The sequence below is a fragment of the Variovorax paradoxus NBRC 15149 genome, assembly GCF_001591365.1.
Taxonomy (GTDB): Bacteria; Pseudomonadota; Gammaproteobacteria; order Burkholderiales; family Burkholderiaceae_C; genus Variovorax; species Variovorax paradoxus.
In genome coordinates, this window is the sequence record NZ_BCUT01000001.1 from 1,114,654 (window position 1) to 1,134,142 (window position 19,489).

Genomic DNA, 19,489 nt, shown 5'->3' on the forward strand with positions numbered 1-19,489 from the left:
GAAGGGACGGGCTAGACGAAGCCCAACTGATGCGCCAGGACCTGTACAACCGTCCCCACGCAAATACAGATGCCGTAAGGCAGCTTTCCGATGGATTGCCGCGTGTCGATCGTTCCGTTCGGTCGCACGCCCGCAATGCCCGAGACGACGATGCCCTGCGCCGCATCCTTGACGTTGGCCAGCATGTGGCCGAGCCGGCGCCGGTGGATGGCCACCGCCACGGCCGCGAAGCCGCCCGCGATGCAGGTGAAGAGAATGGCCTCCAGCGTCTGGTAGGGGCCGATGAAGGCGCCGACCATTGCCATCAGCTTGACGTCGCCCGCACCCATGATCCCCAGCACGTAGAACGGCAGCATGATCGCGAACCCGGTGCCCAGGCCGCCCAGGGCGTGCTGCAGGCCGGTCATCGGCGTGCGCGCCGCGAAGGCGCCGTAGATGATCGCGAAGGCCATGCCGCCGAAGGTCAGCCAGTTGGGAATGCGGTAGAAGCGCGCATCGCTCACGGCGGCCATCACCAGCAGCACGAAGAGCCCGCCCATGCGGAAGTCCGAGGCCAGCATGGCCAGCAGATCGAGGACGGCGTTGAATTCCTGCATGGTGCGAACCTCAGGCGCTGCGCCGCACGGCCAGCAGCAGGAGAAGGCACACAACCACCACCAGGGAGCCGATGAGCGCGAACTCCATGAACGACATGCCCGCGTCCTCGCGCAGCAGGGTCATGAAGCTTCGTGGCAGCAGGTTGAGCGTTTCCATGCGTGTTCCCCAGTGATGGTGTTGTCGACTGGCACCGCTTCGTTTTCCTTGCCGGGCCGAAGCGTCTTGCCGTGGAGTCACTGTAGAAATCGCGCCGCCTGCGCACATGAGCAGTGCGCCCCTTTTCCAGGGAGACAAGCGCCCCGCCCCCCGGGCCCGCACCCATGACAAACCGCCTGCCTGGGGGCGGCGGGCGGCGGAACGAAAAAAGGGCCCTGGCGTTGCCGCCAGGGCCCTTTTTGTTCGTCTTGTTTCAGCTCAGGTGTCGAGCGTCAGGTGCTGGCCGTGCAGCGCCGCGGCCGCGGGCGACGCAAGAAAGCCGATGGTCTGGGCCGCGACGGCGGTCGACACCCAGTCGGCGGGATTGGCGTCCGGCATGGCCTGCCGATTGGCCGGCGTGTCGAGCACGCTGGGCGCCACGCTGTTGATGGCCACGCCATGCGGGGCGGCCTCGGCGGCGGCGGCCTCGACCAGGCGCTGCAGCGCGCTTTTCGACGCGATGTACGCCGCCATGGCCGGCAGGCCGCGCGCCGCCACCTTGGCCGTCACCGCCACGATGCGGCCGGCACCGTGCTCGATCATCGAGGGCAGCACCGCCTGCGTCACCGCCACGAAGGACCAGGCATTGAGGTTCATCATGCGGTCCCAGCTTGCCCGCGAGAGCGCATGCGTGGCCTCGCCCATCTCGAAGCCGCCGGCAATGTGGACCAGCGCGTCGATGCGGCCGAAGGCCTTGAGCGCCTGGCTCGCGAGCTCGGTCATGTCGGCCGCCGAGGTCACGTCGCCCGCCAGCAGCAGGTGCTGCGAATTGTCCAGGCCCGGAAAGACCTCGGCCAGGCGGTCCGCCCGGTGGTCGACCAGCGCCAGGCGCGCGCCCTGCTCGAGAAAATGCTGGACCACCGCACGGCCCAGCGCGCCCGCGGCCCCGGTGATCACAACATGGGACATGGTGGTGGTATCTGTCATGGAAGATCTCCTGATGGAAGGACCGCAGCCCCGTCGATGATGACGAATCCTAACCCCGCCGCACACAAAATCGTTGAGCCCCGGAATTTTTACGCTATACTTGCGGTCTTGCCAAAAAACGCAAAACGTTTTGTGCAAGGGCTCTTAGCTCAGTTGGTAGAGCAGCGGACTCTTAATCCGTAGGTCGAGTGTTCGAGTCACTCAGGGCCCACCACCAACACTAGGAACTGCGCGGTTTCCGCGCTATTTCTTCAGGAGCATTGTTCCGCAATTGCAGAACGTGTTCCGAAAAACAGAGAAGCCTCCCGCTGAAAAGCTGGGAGGTTTTTTCTTTTGTAGCCCTCCATTCCGATGCCCCTCTGCACGTTGATCGCCAATAGATCACGGCGCATTTCCACAGGCTGGCGGCGCGGGCGATGACCCTTCGAGAGCTTACCGGTTCCCGTTAAACGGTATAAAATGGCCTATGGCGATTCAGTCCTTCTCTTGCCCCGATACCGAAGAACTTTTCACCACGGGCAAGAAAGCTCGCTTCGCCAATATCCGGGACGTGGCGACCCGCAAGCTGACCCAGTTGGACGCTGCGCCGACGGTGGTTTTCATGAAGATGCCACCAGGCAACGACCTGAAGTTCTACGACGGTGCCTGGCACGTCAGGATCAACCAGCAATGGCGGCTGATCTTCAAATGGGGCGAAGCGGGCCCGTACGACGTAAGGATTGATGACCCGCACTGACCGGCCAGTCTGCCGAAACCGCACCTTGAAAGGGCAACCCGATGTTTAAGAATGGAATGCGCCCGGTTCATCCCGGCGAAGTCCTCCGCGAGGACTACCTCAAGCCCCTTGGCATGACTGCCAACGCGTTGGCAAAGGCGCTGCACGTGCCTGCGTCCCGCATCAATGACATCGTGCTCGAACGCCGTGGCATTTCGCCAGACACTGCGCTGCGCCTGACTCGCTACTTTGGCGGTGAAGAGGCCGACGCGGTGGGTTGGATCAACATGCAAGCGACCTACGATTTCAAGGTTGCACAGAAAGCGGTAGCGAAGGCGATCGCCAAAGAGGTGCAGCCACGCGCTGCTGATGATGACCGCTTTGCCTTCGCGGCCTGAGGCGGTTTCTCAACTTAGCCTACCTACCGCGCAAGCGTGCAGCACCTACGATTAGTCACCAATCGAAGGCGCTCGAAAGCCTCTTCGTCCGCCCGCTGTTCAGTCGACGGCCATCGCCCGAAGCGCCTTCCGCTTGAACTCGTAGCCGCGGCCTGGTGCCCGTCCGCGCTCACAGACATGTTCGCTGCGCTGCCGGTTGGCCGCCTTCCTGGAACGTGCCAACAGCCGCCTATTCTGTCTCCGGTCATCCATCCACCCGAGTCAGAAGGTAATCAAATGAACGATGCGACGAATGCTGTCACCGTGAAAATCCGCTGGGCGGACGTGGACGCCTACGGCCACCTGCGCCACAGCGCCTACGCCGATTGGGCCACCTTTGCCCGCTCCGAATGGTTCGAGAGCGCGGGGCTGGATCCGCAAGTCTTCGCCCAGGAAGGTGTGGCGCCCATCACCCTGGAGGAGACCACCAGCTTCCTGAAGGAGGTCCGCCTTGGCGACATCCTGACGCTGTCGATGCTGGCCGCAGCCGAAACCGCCGATGGTTCACGCTTCGTGCACACCGTTGCGTTCCAACGCAAGTCCCTGCCCGTAGCCAGATACCGCATGACCGGTGCCTGGTTCAACCTGCGTGAACGCAAGATTGTTCCGCCCACCGCGGCCATCGCGGCCTGCGTTACGGGCTTGCTGCGCAGCGACAACTTCGCGACCTTGGGTTGACGCGCAGGCCGCGCAAGTCCGCGGCATGCCTACGGTGCACATTCCTCGACAAACCGCACCAGCACATCCCGCCTTTCCCTCACTTCCGCCAGCAGGTACTGCCGCGCATGTTCCTGGGCCAGTTCGTTCGACAGAAACCAGGCCTCGCGCGCGGGGTTTCCGTGCGGGGGCGGCGCGCCCCATGCTGCGGCGCCGTTGCCTAGAAAGGCCTCCGTCACGGGCAGGCGCCCATCGGTGCGGCCCAGGTCCGACAGCGGGTTGCGCGGGCCGCCAAGTTCGATGCGGACGTGCACGGTGTCTTCTTCCACCGCGATGGAAGCCCCGAGGCCGCCATGTTGCTGCACCTGCCAGAGCTGGGCGGCGCTGGCATGGCGCACCCAGCTTTCCAATGCCCGCGCGAGGCTTTCGATGATGGCTTGCTTGTTGTCCATGCGGCACTCACTCCTTCGTGTTCGTATCGATGCCTTGCAGCACTGCTACCACTCGCCGACCTCGCGCACGCGCTGGTCGAGGTCGGGATATTCAAGGCTCCGGTCCGTTGGCGCAAGCGGAAGCGCCAGTGCACCCTGCCAGCCCCTCCCCATCGGCGACAACCTGGCGCGGCAGATCGAACAGCACTGCGAGGTGGAGCCGGGCTGGCTCGACAAGGAAGACCGTCCCTCCGAAGTGCCCGATGCGGCGGAAGAGCGCTTCATCGCAGCCGCGCGCGAGGCCTGGCGGCAGGCCAACGCCAAAGAGCCGCCGCCCTGATGCGCTTCAGGCGAGCGAGGGCGCGCTGCGCAGGATGGCCGTGCGCAGGTCTGGCGGAATTTCCACGGAGCGATGGCTCTCGAGCGAGGTGGTCACGAGCACCTGCTTGACCTGCATGCGCAGCTCGCCACTGGCGGGGTCGAAGCAGCGCAGCGCGAGCGTCATGGAACGCGAGCCCAGCCGCTCCACCGCAAGGCCCAGCATGACTTGATCGCCCATGCGGCTCACGGCGCGGAAGTCGGCCTCGAGCCGCACCGTCGGCAGGCCGATGCGCCGCTTCGCGATGAGCGCGTGGTAGTCAACGCCGAGCCCTTCGCTCACCCAGTCTTCCACCAGGCCGTTGAGCATGACGAAGTACTGCGGATAGAAGACGATGCCCGCGGGGTCGCAATCGGAAAAGCGGATCATCCGCGCGCGCTGGAACTCGGCCTGGGGCGCCTCGGGTTCGCCAGTGCTGGCCGCCATCAGCCCTCCTCGCCCGCAGGCTCGCTGCGCATCACGTGCACGCGCAACTGGCCGAGCTGGGCGTGCATCTGCCTGACGGTCTTCATGTCGAGGCCCGAGAACATCTCGAGGATCCATTGCTCGTGTTCCTTGGCCATGGCCTCGAAACTCGCGCGGCCCTTGGGCGTGAGGCTCACGATCCACGAGCGGCGGTCGTCGGGGCTGTGGGCGCGCGCCACCAGGCCGTCGCGCTCGAGTTCGTCGGTCAGGCCCGTGACGTTGCCGCCCGTCACCATCAGGTAGCGCGACAGCACGCGCATCTTCAGGCCCTCTTCATAGCGGTAGAGCTGGGCCATGTAGTCGAAGCGCGCCAGCGAGATGCCGAAGCGCTCGCGCAGCCGGCGCCGGATCTCGGCCTCGATCTGCGTGGTGCTGGCGAGCATGCGCAGCCACAGCCTGAGCATGGCGTGGTCTTCGCGGCCGGCGCGGGCCTCGTGGCCGAGCTCCTCGGCGTCGCTGAGCGCGGCATGCGAGGCGTCGTTGCGCATCACATCACCTCCCCGCCCGACACCGAGACCGACTGCCCGGTGACGGACGCGGCGCCCTCCCCGCAGAGCCAGCGCACCGCGTCGGCCACTTCGGCGGGCTGCACGATGCGCCGCTGCGGATTGGCGCTGGAGAACTCGGCCAGCGCATCGGCTTCGCTGCGGCCGGTCTTGCCCACCACGTTGGCAACGCTCGCGCGCAGGATGTCGGTGTCGGTGTAGCCGGGGCACACCGCGTTCACCGTGACGCCCTTGCGTGCCACCTCGAGCGCGAGCGAGCGCGTGAGCCCGACCACGCCATGCTTGGCCGCCGCATAGGCCGCGACGTAGGCATAGCCCTTCTGGCCCGCGGTGCTGGCGATGTTGACGATGCGGCCCCAGCCGGCTTCGAGCATGTCGGGCAGCGCGGCCTGCGTGCACAGGAACGTGCCGGTGAGGTTCACCGACAGCATGCGCTGCCAGAGCTCGGCCGAGGTCTTGAGAAAAGGCGCGCTCTCGGCCGCGCCCGCGTTGTTGACGAGGATGGCGAGCGGCCCGCGCTCGGCACGCGCCAGCGCGAAGGCCGACTGCACGGCCTGGGCGTCGGCCACGTCCGCTGCGGCCACGCCGTGGCCCTGGCCCGCGAGCGTCGCGGCCACGCGCCGGAGTGAATCGAGGTCGCGTCCCAGCAGCGTGAGCGTTGCGCCCTCGGCAGCCAGGGTGCGGGCGATCTCGGCGCCGATGCCGCGCGCGGCGCCGGTGACGAGGGCATGGCGGCCGGTCAGTGAATTTGCGTGCATACCTGAATGATTTAGTTCTGAACTATTTTAGCGTGTGCGGCGCATCGCCTGTTCAGCGCATGAAGCGGCCGCCGTTGAGGTCCAGCGTGGCGCCCGTCATGAAGGCCGCCGCGGGCGAAGCGAGGTAGACCACGGCGGCCGCCACCTCTTCGGCCTCGCCGAAGCGGCCGAGCGGAATGGCGGCCTTCAGCGCCTGCTGCCACACCGGATCCAGCGCATCGAGCGCGGGGCTGCGAACCGCTGCCGGCGCCAGTGCATTCACCGTGACGCCCTGCGGTGCGAGTTCCTGCGCGAAGCTGCGCGTCAGTGCCAGCAGCGCCGCCTTGCTGGCCGCATAGTGCACGCCGGTTGCGGCGCTGGGCTGCTGGCCCGCCAGCGACGCCAGGTTGACGATGCGCCCGGAACCGCGCTCGCGCATGTGCCGTCCGGCAATGCGGCAGCCGAAGAAGCTGCCGCGCAGGTTGACGGCCAGCACGTCGTCCCACTCGTCGGGCGTGATGTCCCAGGGCGAGGTGAACGGCGTGCGCGCGGCGTTGTTGACCAGCAGGTCGATGGCGCCGAAGCGGGCCACGGCCGCCTCGAAGCAGCGTACGAACGCCGGCTCGCTGCGCACGTCGAGTTCCATGGCGACGCAGTCGGCGCCCGCGGCGCGCAGGCCCGCGGCCGCCAATTCGGCGCTGCCTGCGTCGACATCGGCAAGCACCACGCGCGCACCCGATTCGGCCAATCCGCGCGCAATGGCGGCACCCAGGCCCTGCCCCGCGCCGGTCACGAATGCGGCCTGGCCGGCAAGCGGTGGCGGCGTGGAACTCATGCGGTCCTTGCCGGGGGACGAACGGCAGCGGGCCGTCCGTCCCAGGTCTGTTCGCTGACACCGCGCTCGCGCAGCTTGAACTTCTGCACCTTGCCGTTCTCGGTGCGCGGCAGGTCGGCCAGCACGTCGATGTAGCGCGGCACCGCGAAGTACGGCAGGCGGCTCTCGCAGAAGCGCGCCAGTTCGGCCGGGTCGATGCGCTGGCCTTCGCGCGGCACCAGCGCGGCCATCACCTCGTCCTCGGCCAGTTCGGATTGCACCGGGTACACGGCGCAGGAGGCCACGCCGGGGTGGCTCAGCAGCACCTGCTCGACTTCGAAGGACGAGATGTTCTCGCCGCGCCTGCGTATCGCGTCCTTGATGCGGTCGACAAAGCGAAAGGCGCCATCGGCATCGCGCACCACGCGGTCGCCGGTATGGAACCAGAGGTTGCGCCAGGCCTCGACCGTCTTCTCGGGCATGTTGAAGTAGCCGCTCGCAAAGGCGTGGGGTTCGTCCGCGCGCAGCAGCAATTCGCCGGGTTCGCCTGCGGGCAGCTCCACATCGCCCTCGTCGGCCACGCGCGCCTGAAAGCCGGGGCGCAGCCAGCCCATGACGCCGCCGCGCGGCGAATCCGGCGCGGTGGCAATCGCGAAGTTGGTCTCGGTCGATCCATAGCCTTCGAGCAGCGCCACGCCGGTGCGCGCCCTGAAGGCCTGCCCGGCCGCCGAGGGCACGCCCGGCCCGAGCCCGATGCGCACGCGGTGATCGCGCTCGCCTTCGCCCTCGGGCTGGGCCAGCAGGATCGGCACCATCGCGCCCAGCAGGTAGACCACGGTCGCCCCATTGGCGCGCATCGACGGCCAGAAGCCCGAGGCCGAGAAGCGCGATTCGAACACCACCTCGGCGCCGGTCAGCGCGGCCTGCGCAAAGGTGTTGAGCGCGTTGATGTGGAACAGCGGCAGCGTGGTGCACAGCACGTCGTCGCGGCCGACGCCGAGCACTTCGGCGCTGTTCACGCCCCACCAGAAATACTGCGCATGCGGACAGACCACACCCTTGGCCGGGCCGGTGGTGCCCGAGGTGTAGAGGATGGCGAGCGGATCGCCAGGCTGCACCGCGGCCGGTGCGATGGCCTGTGCGCCTTGCGGGTAGCTGGAGGCGCGAACGCCCGCAGGCGGCGTCCATGAAGCAGGCGCCTCGCCGACGATCCAGAGTTCGCGCAGTGCCGTGCGCCCCAGGTCGGCCGTCGCCAGCCGCTCGAGAAAGCCCGCCTCGATCACCAGCAGCTTCGCCTCGCTGTTGGCAAGGAAGTATTCGATCTGCGGCCCCATCGACGCAGTGTTGACCGGCACCACCGAGGCGCCTAGCCAGCCGGCACCCAGAAAGGTCTCGAGAAACTCGATGCGGTTGCCGCACATCACGGCGATGCGGTCGCCGCGTACCACGCCGGCCTCGGCCAGCGCGCCGGCGCGCACCGCAGCCGCCTCGGCCGCGTCGCCATGCGTCCACTGCCGGCCCGCGATCCGCAGCAGCGGGCGCCCGGCGAAGCGTTCCGACTGCCGCTGCAGCATCGCGGGCAGCGTGCGCTGGCCCGGCGGCAGCGCGCGCGCTTCACTCGTCATCGTGCGTGCCTCCGCCAAGGTAGGTGGCCTGCACGCGCGGGTCGCTGGCCAGTTCGCCCGATGCGCCCGACAGTGCGATCTCGCCGGTTTCCAGCACGTAGCCGTGGTCCGAGGTCTCGAGCGCGGCGCGCGCGTTCTGCTCCACCAGCAGGATCGAGACGCCGTCTTCGCGCAGCTTGCGCACGATGGAAAGAATGTCGCGCACGATCAGCGGCGCGAGGCCGAGGCTGGGCTCGTCGAGCATCAGCAGGCGCGGCGCGGACATCAGGGCGCGGCCCACCGCGAGCATCTGCCGCTCGCCGCCCGAGAGCGTGTCGGCGCGCTGCGCGCGGCGCTCGGCCAGGCGCGGAAAGCGGTCGTACACCGACTGCAGCCGCTTCTTCATGGCGTCGCCGCGCAGCCGCTTGGCATAGGCGCCGAGCTGCAGGTTGTCGAGCACGGTGAGTTCGCCGAACAGCTCGCGCTTCTCGGGCACCAGGCACAGGCCGCGCTCCACGCGCGCCTCCACGTCGAGGCCCTGCAGGTCTTCGCCCTCGAAGCGGAGCGTGCCCTTGCAGGGCAGCAGCCCCATCGCCGCCGCGAGCAGCGTGGTCTTGCCCGCGCCGTTGGGCCCGATCACCGAGATGATCTGCCCCGGCTGCAGGTCGAGCGACACGCCGCGCACTGCCTCCACCTGCCCGTAGGACACATGCAGGTCGCCGATCTCCAGCATCGCGGTCATACCACGCTCCCAAGATAAGCCGCCTGCACGCGCTCGTCGGCGCGCACCGCCGACGGCACGCCCTCCACGAGCTTGGAGCCGAAGTTCATCACCACCAGACGGTCCACCAGTTTCATCACGAAGTCCATGTCGTGCTCGACGATGAGGATGGTCACACCCTCCTCGCGCAGCTTGCGCAGCAGGTCGCCGAGCGCCATCTTTTCCTTGCGGCGCAGGCCCGCCGCGGGCTCATCGAGCACCAGCAGCACCGGGTCGGCGGCCAGCGCACGTGCGATTTCCAGGATGCGCTGAGTGCCCAGTGGCAGGCTGCCCGCGAGCTCGTGCGCGCGGTCGCCCAGGCCGATGCGGTCGAGCTGGCGCTGCGCCTCCTGCAGGATCTGCATCTCTTCCTTGCGGTCCAGCCGCAGGCCCGCCTTCAGGATGCCCGAGCGCGTGCGCGAATGCGCGCCCAGCGCCACGTTGTCCAAGAGGCTCATGTGCGGCCTGAGCTTCACGTGCTGGAAGGTGCGCGCCAAGCCCAGCCGCGCCACCTGCCGCTGCGGCATGCCGGCGATGTCGTGGTCGAGAAAGCGCACCTGGCCCGCGCTCATCGGCAGCGTGCAGGTCAGCAGGTTGAACATGGTCGACTTGCCCGCGCCGTTGGGCCCGATCAGGCCCACGATCTCGCCCGCGTTCACTTCGAAGCTCACGTCGTTGACCGCCACCAGTCCGCCAAAGCGCTTGACCACGCCTTTCACCGACAGCACCTGCGTGCCGCGCGCGGGCAGCTGACGGTGCGGCAGCGGATCGACCGCGGGCGCCTCGTGGCGCGAGGCAGCTTGCGTGCCGGCGCGGCGGCGCGTCCAGCGCCGCAGCAGGCCCATGAGGCCGCCGCGCGCGAAGTGCAGCAGCAGGATGAAGAGCGTCGCAAAGGCCACGGCCTCCAGCTGGCCCGCGCGCTGCGTGAGCATCGGCAGCACGTCCTGCAGGCCGTTCTTGAGCACCAGCACCAGCGCGGCGCCTACCAGCGCGCCGGCCAGCTGCCCGAGCCCGCCGGCCACCGCCATCAGCAGGTACTCGATGCTCGCGCGCACGTCGAAGGGCGACGGGCTCACGAAGCGGTTCATGTGCGCATAGAGCCAGCCCGCCAGCCCCGCGAAGAGCGCGGCCGTGACGAACAGCGTGAGCCGCACGCGGTAGGCGTCGGCCCCCACGCTCGCGAGCAGCGTGGCACCGCCGCGCAGTCCGCGGATCGCGCGCCCCGGCCGCGACTGCAGCAGGTTGTGGCTGAACAGGCAGGCCAGCCCGACCAGCACCCAGATCAGGTAGTACATCGACCGCGGATCGGCCAGCGACCAGCCCGCGATGCGTAGCGCCGGAATGTTCGACAGGCCCGTGTGGCGCCCGAGCGCATCGACATTGCCGAACAGCATCGCGATCGACAGGCCCCAGGCGATCGTGCTGAGCGGCAGGAAGTGCCCGCCCAGCCGCAGCGTGAGCATGCCGATGGCCAGCGCCGACAGGCCCGTGAGCAGCAGCGCGAACAAGAGGCCGATCCATGGCGACAGGCCCTGCGTGGTGGTGAGCCAGGCCGTGGCGTAGGCCGCGATGCCTACGAAGGCCGCCTGCCCGAACGAGGTCGCGCCGCCCACGCCGGTGAGCAGCACCAGCCCGAGCGCCACCAGCGCGCCGATGCCGATGTCGTTGAGCAGCGAGACCGTGAAGCTGCCCGCCACCGCCGGCACCAGGGCCAGCACGGCGACCACCGCCGCGATCCATGCCGTGCGTTTGGAATTCGCGTTCATTGGTCCACCTCGTCTTCTTCCTCTTCGGCATGGGCCGCCATGAACGACCTGAGCATCAGCACCGGGATCAGCAGGCTGAACACGATCACGTCCTTCAGCGCCCCGCTCCAGAACGAGGCGAAGCTTTCCACCACGCCCACGGCGAGCGCGCCCACGGCCGTCATCGGGTAGCTCACGAGCCCACCGATGATCGCGGCCACGAAGGCCTTCAGGCCGATGATGAAGCCCGAGTCGTAGTACATGGTGGTCACCGGCGCGATCAGCACGCCGATGAGCCCGGCCAGCAGCGAGGCGCAGCCATAGGCCAGCAGCGCCGTGCGCACCGGCCGGATGCCGACCAGCCGCGCGCCCACGCGGTTGACGGCCGTGGCGCGCAGCGCCTTGCCCGCCACCGTGCGCTCGAACACCAGGAAGAAGAGGCCGCTCAGCACGATGGCCGCCCCCACCATCAGCACCACCTGGCCGCTGACCGTGAAGCCGTCGCCCAGCGTGAACACCGCGCTGGTGAGCGGCGTGGTGCGCGAGCCTTCAGGGCCGAAGAACAGGAGCCCCAGGCCCGACAGCAGGAAGTGCAGCGCCAGCGAGACGATCAGCAGCACCAGCACCGAGGCATCCGCGATCGGCTGGAACACCACCCGCGCGAGCAGCGGCGCAATGGGCACCACCAGCAGCACGGCCACGGCAATGTGCACCGCCACCGGCACGCCGGGCCGAGCCGCCAGCCAGGCCAGCACACACGGAATCGCAGGCAGCACGCCCCACATCAGCAACGCCTTGGGAATGCGCGCGGCCTCGCCGCGCCGCAGCAGGCTGCCGATTTCCGTTGCCAGCGCGAGCGCCGCAAGCACGGCGACCATGCCGATGGTCGGCGGTACACGGCCGGTCTCGAAGGCCGCAAGCGACAGCGCCGCGAAGGCCGCGATGTCGCCGAACGGCACGAAGACCACCCGCGTGACGGAAAAGATCAGCACCAGCCCGAGCCCGGCCAGCAGATAGACGGCACCGTTGGCCAGGCCATCGGTGACGAGAATCAGCGCCACGTCCCATGTCATGGAAAAGCCCCTCGCAATATCGTTGTTGTTGGAATGAAATGGTTCAAGGTGCGAGCTTCCACTGGCCGTTGTCGAGCTTGACGATCACGCGGGCGCGTTCGTCCACGCCGTAGAGGCTGCCGGGCTTGAAACTGTAGACGCCGTGCGTGCCCACCACTTCCTTGGTGCTGAAGATGGCATCGCGCAGCGCGACGCGGAACTCGGCCGTGCCCGGCTCCGCCTTCTTCATGGCGCGCGAAGCGGCATCGGCAAACACCAGCCAGCCGTCGAAGGAATAGGCCGAGAAGGCATCGCTGGTGGGCGCGTTGTTGACCTTCTGGAACACCGCGCGGAAATCGGTCGCGATCTTCTTGGTCGGATGGCTGTCGGGCAGCTGCTCGGCCACGATCACCGGGCCGGTGGGCATCAGCGCGTTCTGGCCCGCGGCACCGACCACGCGCACGAAGTCGGGGTTGATCAGCCCGTGCTGGCCGTACACGCCGCCCTTGTAGCCGCGCTCCTGCAGCGCAAGGAAGGGCAGCGCGCCCGGCGTGCCGGCGCCGCCGGTCATTACCGCGTCGGGCCGAAGCGCCACGATCTTCAGCACCTGCCCGGTCACCGAGGCATCGGCGCGCGCATAGCGCTCGTTGCTCACCACCTTGATGCCGGCCTCGGGCGCGGCCTTCATCAGCGCGTTGTAGACCAGGTCGCCCCAGGCATCGGTGAAGCCGATGTAGCCCACGGTCTTGACGTTGTTGCGCTTCATGCGCTCGACCACCGCATCGATCATCAGCTGCGTGGGCTGCGCCACCGTCATGACCCAGGGGTTCTCGGCCGCATCGAGCAGGATGGGCGTGAGGCCGATCATCGGCACCTTGGCTTCCTTGCCGACCTGCGCCATGGCAATGGCGGCCGGCACGCCCGAGGTGCCCATCAGCACATCGACCTTGTCCTCCTCGATCAGCTTGCGTGCATTGCGCCCGGCCGTGGTGGGGTCGGAGCCGTCGTCCAGCACGATGAGCTGCACCTTGCGGCCGTTGACTTCCGGCTTGTAGGCCAGCGCGGCCTGCATGCCCTTGGCATAGGGCACGCCCAGCGAGGAGTTGGGCCCCGACAACGACACGCTCAGGCCGACCTTGAGGTCGGCCGCCAGCACGCTCGCAACACCACAGGCGGTCAGCGCCGCGGCGATGGCACCGCGCGTCAAGGTCAGCATCAGGCTCTTCATGTCGTAGCTCCGGTGAGATGGATGGAGAAAAGGAACGGAAAACTCAGATGAACAGCTGGATCGCGGGCAAGGCGCGCGCGGCGTTGAGCAGGTCGATGCGCTTCTCGCGGATGGCCCAGCCCGTGGGCGTGCGCACGAGGTGGTGGCGGGCGGTGCCGGTCAGCAGGATCTGCGATTCGCCGCGCGCTTCGACGTAGAGGAAAGGCGTGCGCAGGCGGACCGCGCCGCTCGCTTCTTCCTCGATGCGCGAAGGCTGCAGCACATGCTGGCTGTGGCTCGCGGGATGCTGCGAATGGGCGCGCGGGTTCTTCAGGCGATCCACACGCAACTGCAGCAGCAGCCGGTCTTCGTAGGCAAGGGAGTTGTGCGAGAACGGATCGGCCTGCGCGGCGCCGAGCAGCGGTATCCAGTAGTGGCCGTCCTCGGTGAAGAGCGCCAGCCAGTCGTCGAAGCGCCGCTCGTCGAGCAAGGCGGCCTCATGCGCCACGAAATCGCGCGGATCGTCGTTCATGCCGCGGCCTCCATGCCCGCCACCATCGACTTCGCCCAGGCGCGGAACTGGTTGCGCATGAGCAGTTCGTTGGTGCCGTTGGTGGTGAGGGTCGATTGCGCGAGTTCAGCCGCGTCGTAATTGCGGTGCAGGCTCACCCATTCGTTGCCGCCCGCGCGCAGGCCCTGCTGGATGCTCTCGAACAGGTGCACGTCGTCATGCGCGACCACCGACATCGGCGAGAACACGAGCCGGTTGTAGTTCATCGCGCGTTCGAACAGCAGTTCGGGCGCGCCTGCCGCGCGGAAACTCCAGGCTTCAATGAGCGTGCGGTCCGCGGCCAGCGGGCGGATCACGCGGATGGCCTGCGGCGAGCCCTTGACCGACAGGCTCGGATAGAAGACCGAGTTCTGCGGCGAGCGCTGCAGGATCTCGGCCGCGTGCTCCTCGCCATGGGCGGCGCGCATCGCAGCTTCGTACTCGGGCAGCTGGGCGTAGTTGGAGTGGATGCTGAAGTTCACGCCCAGCACGCTGTGGCCATTGGCGAACACCCGCCCGCCCATCTTGTCGAAGAATTCGTAGCCGGATCCGAAGGGCAGGATCTGCTCCATTGCCATCGGCTTGGGGTCAGAAGGGGCATGGCCTTCCCACAGCGCCTCGGCCGCCTTGGTGGCCGACTCGTGCGTCGACATCGGATGCACCGTGTCGTTGATGTTCTCGAGATACATCTTCCAGTTGCAGTGGACGATGTTGCGCAGCACGCCGCCGCCCACCGTGAGCCGGCCCTCGGGCGAGCGGTCGACCATGTTGTCGATGGCGCCGAGCACCTCACCGAAGTAGTCTTCGAACGAGGGGCCGCTGTCCGCGAGCCGCACGAAGACGAAGTCGCGGTAGACCTTCACGTGCTTCACCACCGAGAGCCCCCGGCCCGACTCGCAGGCCTTGAGCTGCGTGCCCTCGTAGCCGTTCTTCAGCGGCACACCGAGCGGTGCGCCGTCGAGCTTGTAGGTCCAGGCGTGATACGGGCAGCGAAAGAAGCGGCCGGTGTTGCCGCATTCGTCGGTCACGAGCTGCGTGCCCTTGTGGGCGCAGCGGTTGTACATGACGTGCACCGCGCCGTCGGGCTGGCGCACCATGAGCAGCGGCCGGCCCGCAATGTCCTGCGCCACGAAGTCGCCCGGCTCCGGCACCTGGCTCGCGTGACCGAGATAGACCCAGGTGTTCGCGAACAGGTGCTCCTGTTCGAGCGCGAAGATCTCCTCGCTCAGGTACAGGTCGCGGTGCACGCGGTCGTTCTGCACGAGCGCGGCGATGCGGTCCGGATGATGGCGGTAGCTGGTCATCGGCGGGCGCTCAGGTTTCTTTCAGGGGACCAGCTTCCACTGGCCCTTGTTCATCTGCACGATCACCACGCCGCGCTGGTCGGAGCCATAGCGGTCGTCGGGCTTGAAGGTGTAGATGCCGTGCGTGCCCACCAGCTCGCGGGTGGCCACGATGGCGTCGCGCAGTGCGCTGCGGTACTGCGGAGTGCCCGGTTCGCCCTTGGTGCGCGAGGCGGCATCGGCCAGCAGCAGGTAGGCGTCGTAGGTGTAGGACGAGAAGGCATCGGTCGGCACCGCGCCGTTGACCTTCTGGTAGGCGCTGCGAAAGCCCATCGACACTTTCTTGATCGGGTTGCTGTCGGGCAACTGGTCGGCCACCAGCACGGGGCCGCTGGGCACCTGCAGGCCTTCGATGGAAGCGCCGCCCACGCGCACGAAGTCGGCGTTGATGAGGCCATGCGTGCCGTAGATCTTTCCCTTGTAGCCGCGCTCGGCCAGCGCGAGGTAGGGCAGCGCGCCGGGCGTGCCCGAGTTGCCGGCAAACACCGCATCGGGCCGCTGCGCGACGATCTTGAGCACCTGCCCGGCCACCGACGAATCGCTGCGCGCATAGCGCTCGTTCGCCACCACCTTGATGCCGGCCTTATCGGCGCTCTTCACGAGCGAGTCGTAGGCCAGGTCGCCCAGCGCGTCGGAGAAACCGATGAAGGCCACGGTCTTCACGCCGGACTTCTGCATGCGCTCGACCACGCCCGCGACCATGAGCTGGAATGGCTGCGACACGGTCACGGTCCACGCGCCTTCGGGGCCGGGGATGGTGACGGGCGTGGGCGAGATCAGCGGCGTGTTGAGTTCGCGCGCCACGGACGCAATGGCCATCGCGCCCGGCACGCCCGAGGTTCCGATCAGCACGTCGACCTTGTCTTCCACCACGAGCTTGCGCGCGTTGCGCCCGGCGGTGGTGGGGTCGGAGGCATCGTCGAGCACGATCAGCTGGACCTTGCGGCCGCCGATCTCGGGATGCTCGGCAATGGCGGCCCGAATGCCCTTCTCGTACGGTACGCCCAGTGCAGCGACCGGGCCCGAGAGCGAGCTGATGAAACCGATCTTCAGGTCGGCCGCCATGGCTTGCGCGGTCGCGAGTGCTGCTGCGGTGAGTGCCAGGATTCGGGTCAGGTTCTGTTTCATTGTTGGTGCTCCAAGGTTGTTTTGCGCTGCTGTTCAGGGCGTGTGCACAGGCCACCGGGTACTCCCCTCCGCGAATGTCCTCCGCCTTCGGCTCCTCCTTGATTTCGCTGCGGGGAGCACCCGATGCCCTGTGCACGAGGACACGCTCTGGATGCACAGCTGATCAACGACCCCTCCGCACAACGCTCCCGTCGATGGGGTGCCTTGCGCAGCGAAATCAAGGAGGAGGCCGAAGGCCGGGGGACATTCGCGGAGCAAGGTACCCCGTCGGCGGGAGCGCGCCCCGAATGACCCGCACCCGCACCGCGACGATCAAAAAAGCAAGCCGTCATATCAAGGAACCAGCTTCCACTGCCCCTTCTCCAGCTTCACGACAACACGCGACCGTTCATCGGAGCCATAGCGGTCCGTCGGCTTGAAGTTGTAGACCGAGTGCGTGCCCACCAGCTCCTTGGTGCTCACGATGGCGTCGCGCAGCGCCAGGCGGAACTGCGGCGTGCCGGGCTCGGCCTTGGTGGCGAGTGCGCGCTGGGCCGCATCGAGGTACAGCAGCCAGGCATCGAAGGTGTAGGCCGAGAAGGCATCGGTCGGCGGTGCGCCGTTGGCCTTCTGGTAGGCCGCGCGGAATTCCATCGACACCTTGCGGATCGGGTTCTCGCTCGGCAGCTGCTCGGCCACGATCACGGGGCCGGTCGGCGCCAGCAGCCCTTCGACCGAGGCGCCGCCCACACGCACGAAGTCGGGGTTGATCAGTGCGTGCATGCCGTAGATCTGGCCCTTGTAGCCGCGCTCCGCGAGCGCCAGGTAAGGCAGTGCGCCCGGCGTGCCCGAGGTGCCGGTGATCACCGCGTCAGGACGCAGCGCCACGATCTTGAGCACCTGGCCGGTCACCGACGAATCCGCGCGCGCATAGCGCTCGTTCGAGACGATCTTGATGCCTGCGGGCTCCGCGCTCTTTTGCAGCGCGTCGTAGACCAGGTCGCCCCAGGCGTCGGAAAAGCCGATGTAGCCGACCGTCTTCACCCCCGACTTCTTCATGCGCTCGACCACCGCGCTCACCATCAGCGGCGCGGGCTGCGGCAGCGTGACCATCCAGGCGCCCTCCTCGCCCGGCAGGTTGGCGTTGGCGATCGAGATCAGCGGCGTCTTCGTCTCGCGCGCCACGCCGGCAATGGCCAGCGCACCGGGCGAGCCTGCGGTGCCGATGATGACGTCGACCTTGTCCTCATCGATCATCTTGCGGGCATTGCGCGCGGCGGTGGACGGATCGGATGCATCGTCGAGCTGCACCAGCTGGATCTTGCGGCCGCCGACATCCGCCTTGTAGGCGAGCGCGGCCTTCATGCCCTTCTCGTAGGGAATGCCGAGCGACGACACTGGTCCCGACAGCGACGTGATGAAGCCGACCTTGAGATCGGCGGCCCACGCGCCCGCGGCGCTCAGGGCGCCAAAGGCCGCGGCAATGCCCGCGATGGCACGGAATCGGTTCAGGACTTTCATGGCGATGCTCCAGAGGTGATGTTTTTGAACGGAACGAGTGAACGCGGTGATGACTAGAGAGCAAGGCTGCCGACGCTGGTGCCGCCGCAGACGTAGAGCACTTGGCCCGTGATGAAGCTGCTGTCCGGGTCGGCGAAGAAACGCACGGCGCGTGCCACATCGGCCGATTCGCCAAGGCGCTTGACGGGCACGGAGGCGGCGAGTGCGCGTTCCTTCTCGCTGCCGGCCTCGACCACGTCGTAGAACATGTCGGTGCGGATCGGGCCCGGCGCCACCACGTTCACGGTGATGCCGTCCGCAGCGAGTTCGAGCGCCCAGGTGCGCGCCATGCCCAGCATGCCGGCCTTGGTCGCGGAGTAGCTGGTGCGCGTGGCCAGGCCGAGCGCGGCGCGCGACGACAGCAGCACCACGCGGCCGAAGCGCTGCGCACGCATCGCAGGCAATGCGCCCTGCACCAGCTGGATCGCACAGCCCAGGTGCAGGTCGACCAGCGCATCGAGGTCGTCGAGCTTCACTTCGGGCAGCAAGGCCGCGCGGATCACGCCGGCGTTGTGGACGATGGTGGTCGGCGCAAAGCGATCGACCAGTTCGCGCACCGCCTCGCCGGTGGCGGCGCGGTCGCTCAGGTCGACCTCGATGCTGTGCAGCTTCGGGTGGTCGATGCCGGACTTGCGGCGTGCGAGCGAGATCACTTCGTAGCCCTGCGCGAGCAGGTCTTCGCAGATGGCCTTGCCAATGCCGGCGCTGCCGCCGGTGACTGCAGCTACCTTGTTCATGCGCGCTCTCCCCGTGTTGCTCCCTCTCCCGCTTGCGGGAGAGGGTTGGGGTGAGGGTGACCCCTGAGGCCTTCGCAGGCCCCCTCATTCCCCGCCTTCTCCCGCGAGCGGGAGAAGGAGCCAAAGCCAATGCGGGAACGGCGAGTCATAGCGGGGCTCCCACCAGCGCCAGCACACGCAGCGGACTCCCGCTGCCCTTCTCGATCTTGAGCGGCGGGCAGATCAGCACCGCGCCCGAGGGCGGCAGCAGGTCGAGGTTGCTCAGGCACTGCAGCCCGTAGCGGCCCGCGCCGTGCATGTAGTAGTGGCACGGATACGGCGGACGCAGGTGGTAGCCCTGCCCGGCATCGGTGCCGATGGCTTCCGAGCCGAAGCCCAGCACGTCGCGCTGCTCGACCAAAAAACGCACGGCCTCGGTGCTCGGGCCGGGCGTGTGCTGGCCTGTTTCGTCGAAGTTCTGGTAGGCCTCGGGGTCGCTGCGCTTGGACCAATCGGTGCGCATCAACACCCATGCGCCCTTCGGAATGCGGCCATGCGCCGCCTCGTAGCGCTCGATGTCGGCCACGCTCAGCAGGTAGTCGTCGTTCGCCTGCACGTCGGCCGAGCAATCGATCACGCAGGCCGGCGCCACGAAGTTCTGCACCGGAATTGTGTCGACCGAATTGTTCGGCAGGTCGCGGCCCGAGATCCAGTGGATCGGTGCGTCGAAGTGCGTGCCCGTGTGCTCGCCGCAGGAAAAATTGTTCCAGTACCAGCCCGGGCCGCGCTCGTCGTACTTCGACACTTCCTCGATGCGGAAGGGCCAGCACTGGCCCATCTCGGGCGGCAAGGCGATCTGCGGGAACTCGGGCGTGAGCGTCTGCGTGAGGTCGATCACGCGGATGCGGCCGCTGGCCATCGCGGTCACGAGGCCGCCGAGGATTTCGGCGGCGGACATCAGTTCGGTGGTGGTTGTGGTCATCGT

Annotated in this window: 23 protein-coding genes and 1 tRNA gene; 5 read left to right on the plus strand and 19 right to left on the minus strand. The window is 67.8% G+C overall.

Annotation, left to right across the window (positions count from 1 at the left end):
- Window positions 1-11 precede the first annotated feature (11 nt).
- The 3 genes from VPA02S_RS05260 to VPA02S_RS05265 all read right to left on the minus strand — a co-directional run bounded on the left by VPA02S_RS05260 (window position 12) and on the right by VPA02S_RS05265 (window position 1,719).
- Window positions 12-596 (minus strand): A24 family peptidase, encoded by a 585-nt coding sequence (locus tag VPA02S_RS05260; protein ID WP_012746660.1) that lies wholly within the window; start codon window positions 594-596, stop codon window positions 12-14.
- Between the two features lie 10 nt (window positions 597-606).
- A complete protein-coding gene (locus VPA02S_RS31950; protein ID WP_012746659.1) occupies window positions 607-753 on the minus strand; it encodes a hypothetical protein in 147 nt (48 codons plus the stop codon).
- Window positions 754-1,011: 258 nt separating this feature from the next.
- Window positions 1,012-1,719: an SDR family NAD(P)-dependent oxidoreductase gene (locus VPA02S_RS05265; RefSeq protein ID WP_012746658.1), complete on the minus strand. Its 708-nt coding sequence runs from the start codon at window positions 1,717-1,719 to the stop codon at window positions 1,012-1,014.
- Window positions 1,720-1,857: 138 nt separating this feature from the next.
- Here VPA02S_RS05265 and VPA02S_RS05270 point away from each other — a divergent pair.
- From VPA02S_RS05270 to VPA02S_RS05285, 4 genes are all read left to right on the plus strand, one after another.
- Window positions 1,858-1,933: transfer RNA gene (locus VPA02S_RS05270), tRNA-Lys, on the plus strand.
- A gap of 252 nt (window positions 1,934-2,185) precedes the next feature.
- Window positions 2,186-2,455, plus strand: a complete 270-nt coding sequence (locus VPA02S_RS05275; protein WP_062362597.1) for a type II toxin-antitoxin system RelE/ParE family toxin — start codon at window positions 2,186-2,188, stop codon at window positions 2,453-2,455.
- Between the two features lie 41 nt (window positions 2,456-2,496).
- Window positions 2,497-2,832, plus strand: a complete 336-nt coding sequence (locus tag VPA02S_RS05280) for a HigA family addiction module antitoxin (protein WP_062362599.1) — start codon at window positions 2,497-2,499, stop codon at window positions 2,830-2,832.
- A gap of 276 nt (window positions 2,833-3,108) precedes the next feature.
- Window positions 3,109-3,549 (plus strand): acyl-CoA thioesterase, encoded by a 441-nt coding sequence (locus tag VPA02S_RS05285; RefSeq protein WP_062362602.1) that lies wholly within the window; start codon window positions 3,109-3,111, stop codon window positions 3,547-3,549.
- Window positions 3,550-3,578: 29 nt separating this feature from the next.
- On the opposite strand, the gene VPA02S_RS05290 is transcribed toward VPA02S_RS05285, so the two are convergent.
- On the minus strand, window positions 3,579-3,980 hold the full coding sequence (locus VPA02S_RS05290; RefSeq protein WP_062362604.1) for a hypothetical protein: 402 nt from the start codon (window positions 3,978-3,980) through the stop codon (window positions 3,579-3,581).
- 34 nt (window positions 3,981-4,014) lie between these two features.
- Between VPA02S_RS05290 and VPA02S_RS05295 the strand changes: the two genes are divergently transcribed.
- A complete protein-coding gene (locus tag VPA02S_RS05295; RefSeq protein ID WP_018903157.1) occupies window positions 4,015-4,299 on the plus strand; it encodes a hypothetical protein in 285 nt (94 codons plus the stop codon).
- Window positions 4,300-4,305: 6 nt separating this feature from the next.
- Here VPA02S_RS05295 and VPA02S_RS05300 read toward each other — a convergent pair whose 3' ends face one another.
- The 15 genes from VPA02S_RS05300 to VPA02S_RS05370 form a co-directional block, all read right to left on the minus strand.
- A complete protein-coding gene (locus tag VPA02S_RS05300) occupies window positions 4,306-4,764 on the minus strand; it encodes an acyl-CoA thioesterase (RefSeq protein ID WP_062362607.1) in 459 nt (152 codons plus the stop codon).
- Window positions 4,764-5,291 carry a MarR family winged helix-turn-helix transcriptional regulator gene (locus VPA02S_RS05305; RefSeq protein ID WP_062362609.1) on the minus strand — a complete coding sequence of 176 codons (528 nt, stop codon included), beginning with the start codon at window positions 5,289-5,291 and terminating at the stop codon, window positions 4,764-4,766. The genes VPA02S_RS05300 and VPA02S_RS05305 overlap by 1 nt, the downstream gene beginning before the upstream one ends.
- Complete coding sequence (locus VPA02S_RS05310) at window positions 5,291-6,067, minus strand: SDR family NAD(P)-dependent oxidoreductase (protein WP_012746653.1); 777 nt, start codon at window positions 6,065-6,067, stop codon at window positions 5,291-5,293. Before VPA02S_RS05310 ends, VPA02S_RS05305 begins: the two co-directional genes overlap by 1 nt.
- A 52-nt stretch (window positions 6,068-6,119) precedes the next feature.
- On the minus strand, window positions 6,120-6,881 hold the full coding sequence (locus VPA02S_RS05315) for an SDR family NAD(P)-dependent oxidoreductase (RefSeq protein WP_062362612.1): 762 nt from the start codon (window positions 6,879-6,881) through the stop codon (window positions 6,120-6,122).
- On the minus strand, window positions 6,878-8,485 hold the full coding sequence (locus tag VPA02S_RS05320) for an ATP-dependent acyl-CoA ligase (RefSeq protein ID WP_062362615.1): 1,608 nt from the start codon (window positions 8,483-8,485) through the stop codon (window positions 6,878-6,880). The genes VPA02S_RS05315 and VPA02S_RS05320 overlap by 4 nt, the downstream gene beginning before the upstream one ends.
- Window positions 8,475-9,206 carry an ABC transporter ATP-binding protein gene (locus VPA02S_RS05325; protein ID WP_012746650.1) on the minus strand — a complete coding sequence of 244 codons (732 nt, stop codon included), beginning with the start codon at window positions 9,204-9,206 and terminating at the stop codon, window positions 8,475-8,477. The genes VPA02S_RS05320 and VPA02S_RS05325 overlap by 11 nt, the downstream gene beginning before the upstream one ends.
- Complete coding sequence (locus tag VPA02S_RS05330; protein WP_062362618.1) at window positions 9,203-10,990, minus strand: branched-chain amino acid ABC transporter ATP-binding protein/permease; 1,788 nt, start codon at window positions 10,988-10,990, stop codon at window positions 9,203-9,205. The genes VPA02S_RS05325 and VPA02S_RS05330 overlap by 4 nt, the downstream gene beginning before the upstream one ends.
- Window positions 10,987-12,042: a branched-chain amino acid ABC transporter permease gene (locus VPA02S_RS05335; protein ID WP_062362619.1), complete on the minus strand. Its 1,056-nt coding sequence runs from the start codon at window positions 12,040-12,042 to the stop codon at window positions 10,987-10,989. Before VPA02S_RS05335 ends, VPA02S_RS05330 begins: the two co-directional genes overlap by 4 nt.
- Before the next feature lie 43 nt (window positions 12,043-12,085).
- Window positions 12,086-13,249, minus strand: a complete 1,164-nt coding sequence (locus tag VPA02S_RS05340) for an ABC transporter substrate-binding protein (RefSeq protein WP_062362622.1) — start codon at window positions 13,247-13,249, stop codon at window positions 12,086-12,088.
- 43 nt (window positions 13,250-13,292) lie between these two features.
- The gene (locus tag VPA02S_RS05345) at window positions 13,293-13,760 is read right to left on the minus strand and encodes an aromatic-ring-hydroxylating dioxygenase subunit beta (RefSeq protein WP_012746646.1); all 468 of its coding nucleotides are present in this window, start codon (window positions 13,758-13,760) and stop codon (window positions 13,293-13,295) included.
- Complete coding sequence (locus VPA02S_RS05350) at window positions 13,757-15,082, minus strand: aromatic ring-hydroxylating dioxygenase subunit alpha (protein WP_062362624.1); 1,326 nt, start codon at window positions 15,080-15,082, stop codon at window positions 13,757-13,759. Before VPA02S_RS05350 ends, VPA02S_RS05345 begins: the two co-directional genes overlap by 4 nt.
- Window positions 15,083-15,103: 21 nt before the next feature.
- The gene (locus VPA02S_RS05355; protein WP_062362627.1) at window positions 15,104-16,249 is read right to left on the minus strand and encodes an ABC transporter substrate-binding protein; all 1,146 of its coding nucleotides are present in this window, start codon (window positions 16,247-16,249) and stop codon (window positions 15,104-15,106) included.
- A gap of 333 nt (window positions 16,250-16,582) precedes the next feature.
- Window positions 16,583-17,749 (minus strand): ABC transporter substrate-binding protein, encoded by a 1,167-nt coding sequence (locus VPA02S_RS05360; RefSeq protein WP_062362630.1) that lies wholly within the window; start codon window positions 17,747-17,749, stop codon window positions 16,583-16,585.
- A 53-nt stretch (window positions 17,750-17,802) separates the two neighbouring features.
- Window positions 17,803-18,525 (minus strand): SDR family NAD(P)-dependent oxidoreductase, encoded by a 723-nt coding sequence (locus VPA02S_RS05365; RefSeq protein ID WP_062362633.1) that lies wholly within the window; start codon window positions 18,523-18,525, stop codon window positions 17,803-17,805.
- 145 nt (window positions 18,526-18,670) lie between these two features.
- The gene (locus VPA02S_RS05370) at window positions 18,671-19,486 is read right to left on the minus strand and encodes a cyclase family protein (protein ID WP_062362636.1); all 816 of its coding nucleotides are present in this window, start codon (window positions 19,484-19,486) and stop codon (window positions 18,671-18,673) included.
- Between the last annotated feature and the right edge of the window lie 3 nt (window positions 19,487-19,489).

What these genes read in the sequence shown, in the direction of transcription:
- VPA02S_RS31950 (WP_012746659.1), bottom strand. Translation starts at nt 753, where the DNA reads ATGGAAACGCTCAACCTGCTGCCACGAAGCTTCATGACCCTGCTGCGC.
- VPA02S_RS05340 (WP_062362622.1), bottom strand. Translation starts at nt 13,249, where the DNA reads ATGAAGAGCCTGATGCTGACCTTGACGCGCGGTGCCATCGCCGCGGCG.
- VPA02S_RS05275 (WP_062362597.1), top strand. Translation starts at nt 2,186, where the DNA reads ATGGCGATTCAGTCCTTCTCTTGCCCCGATACCGAAGAACTTTTCACC.
- VPA02S_RS05305 (WP_062362609.1), bottom strand. Translation starts at nt 5,291, where the DNA reads ATGCGCAACGACGCCTCGCATGCCGCGCTCAGCGACGCCGAGGAGCTC.
- VPA02S_RS05285 (WP_062362602.1), top strand. Translation starts at nt 3,109, where the DNA reads ATGAACGATGCGACGAATGCTGTCACCGTGAAAATCCGCTGGGCGGAC.
- VPA02S_RS05260 (WP_012746660.1), bottom strand. Translation starts at nt 596, where the DNA reads ATGCAGGAATTCAACGCCGTCCTCGATCTGCTGGCCATGCTGGCCTCG.
- VPA02S_RS05290 (WP_062362604.1), bottom strand. Translation starts at nt 3,980, where the DNA reads ATGGACAACAAGCAAGCCATCATCGAAAGCCTCGCGCGGGCATTGGAA.
- VPA02S_RS05310 (WP_012746653.1), bottom strand. Translation starts at nt 6,067, where the DNA reads ATGCACGCAAATTCACTGACCGGCCGCCATGCCCTCGTCACCGGCGCC.
- VPA02S_RS05335 (WP_062362619.1), bottom strand. Translation starts at nt 12,042, where the DNA reads ATGACATGGGACGTGGCGCTGATTCTCGTCACCGATGGCCTGGCCAAC.
- VPA02S_RS05280 (WP_062362599.1), top strand. Translation starts at nt 2,497, where the DNA reads ATGTTTAAGAATGGAATGCGCCCGGTTCATCCCGGCGAAGTCCTCCGC.
- VPA02S_RS05265 (WP_012746658.1), bottom strand. Translation starts at nt 1,719, where the DNA reads ATGACAGATACCACCACCATGTCCCATGTTGTGATCACCGGGGCCGCG.
- VPA02S_RS05370 (WP_062362636.1), bottom strand. Translation starts at nt 19,486, where the DNA reads ATGACCACAACCACCACCGAACTGATGTCCGCCGCCGAAATCCTCGGC.
- VPA02S_RS05320 (WP_062362615.1), bottom strand. Translation starts at nt 8,485, where the DNA reads ATGACGAGTGAAGCGCGCGCGCTGCCGCCGGGCCAGCGCACGCTGCCC.
- VPA02S_RS05350 (WP_062362624.1), bottom strand. Translation starts at nt 15,082, where the DNA reads ATGACCAGCTACCGCCATCATCCGGACCGCATCGCCGCGCTCGTGCAG.
- VPA02S_RS05300 (WP_062362607.1), bottom strand. Translation starts at nt 4,764, where the DNA reads ATGGCGGCCAGCACTGGCGAACCCGAGGCGCCCCAGGCCGAGTTCCAG.
- VPA02S_RS05365 (WP_062362633.1), bottom strand. Translation starts at nt 18,525, where the DNA reads ATGAACAAGGTAGCTGCAGTCACCGGCGGCAGCGCCGGCATTGGCAAG.
- VPA02S_RS05330 (WP_062362618.1), bottom strand. Translation starts at nt 10,990, where the DNA reads ATGAACGCGAATTCCAAACGCACGGCATGGATCGCGGCGGTGGTCGCC.
- VPA02S_RS05355 (WP_062362627.1), bottom strand. Translation starts at nt 16,249, where the DNA reads ATGAAACAGAACCTGACCCGAATCCTGGCACTCACCGCAGCAGCACTC.
- VPA02S_RS05325 (WP_012746650.1), bottom strand. Translation starts at nt 9,206, where the DNA reads ATGACCGCGATGCTGGAGATCGGCGACCTGCATGTGTCCTACGGGCAG.
- VPA02S_RS05360 (WP_062362630.1), bottom strand. Translation starts at nt 17,749, where the DNA reads ATGAAAGTCCTGAACCGATTCCGTGCCATCGCGGGCATTGCCGCGGCC.
- VPA02S_RS05315 (WP_062362612.1), bottom strand. Translation starts at nt 6,881, where the DNA reads ATGAGTTCCACGCCGCCACCGCTTGCCGGCCAGGCCGCATTCGTGACC.
- VPA02S_RS05345 (WP_012746646.1), bottom strand. Translation starts at nt 13,760, where the DNA reads ATGAACGACGATCCGCGCGATTTCGTGGCGCATGAGGCCGCCTTGCTC.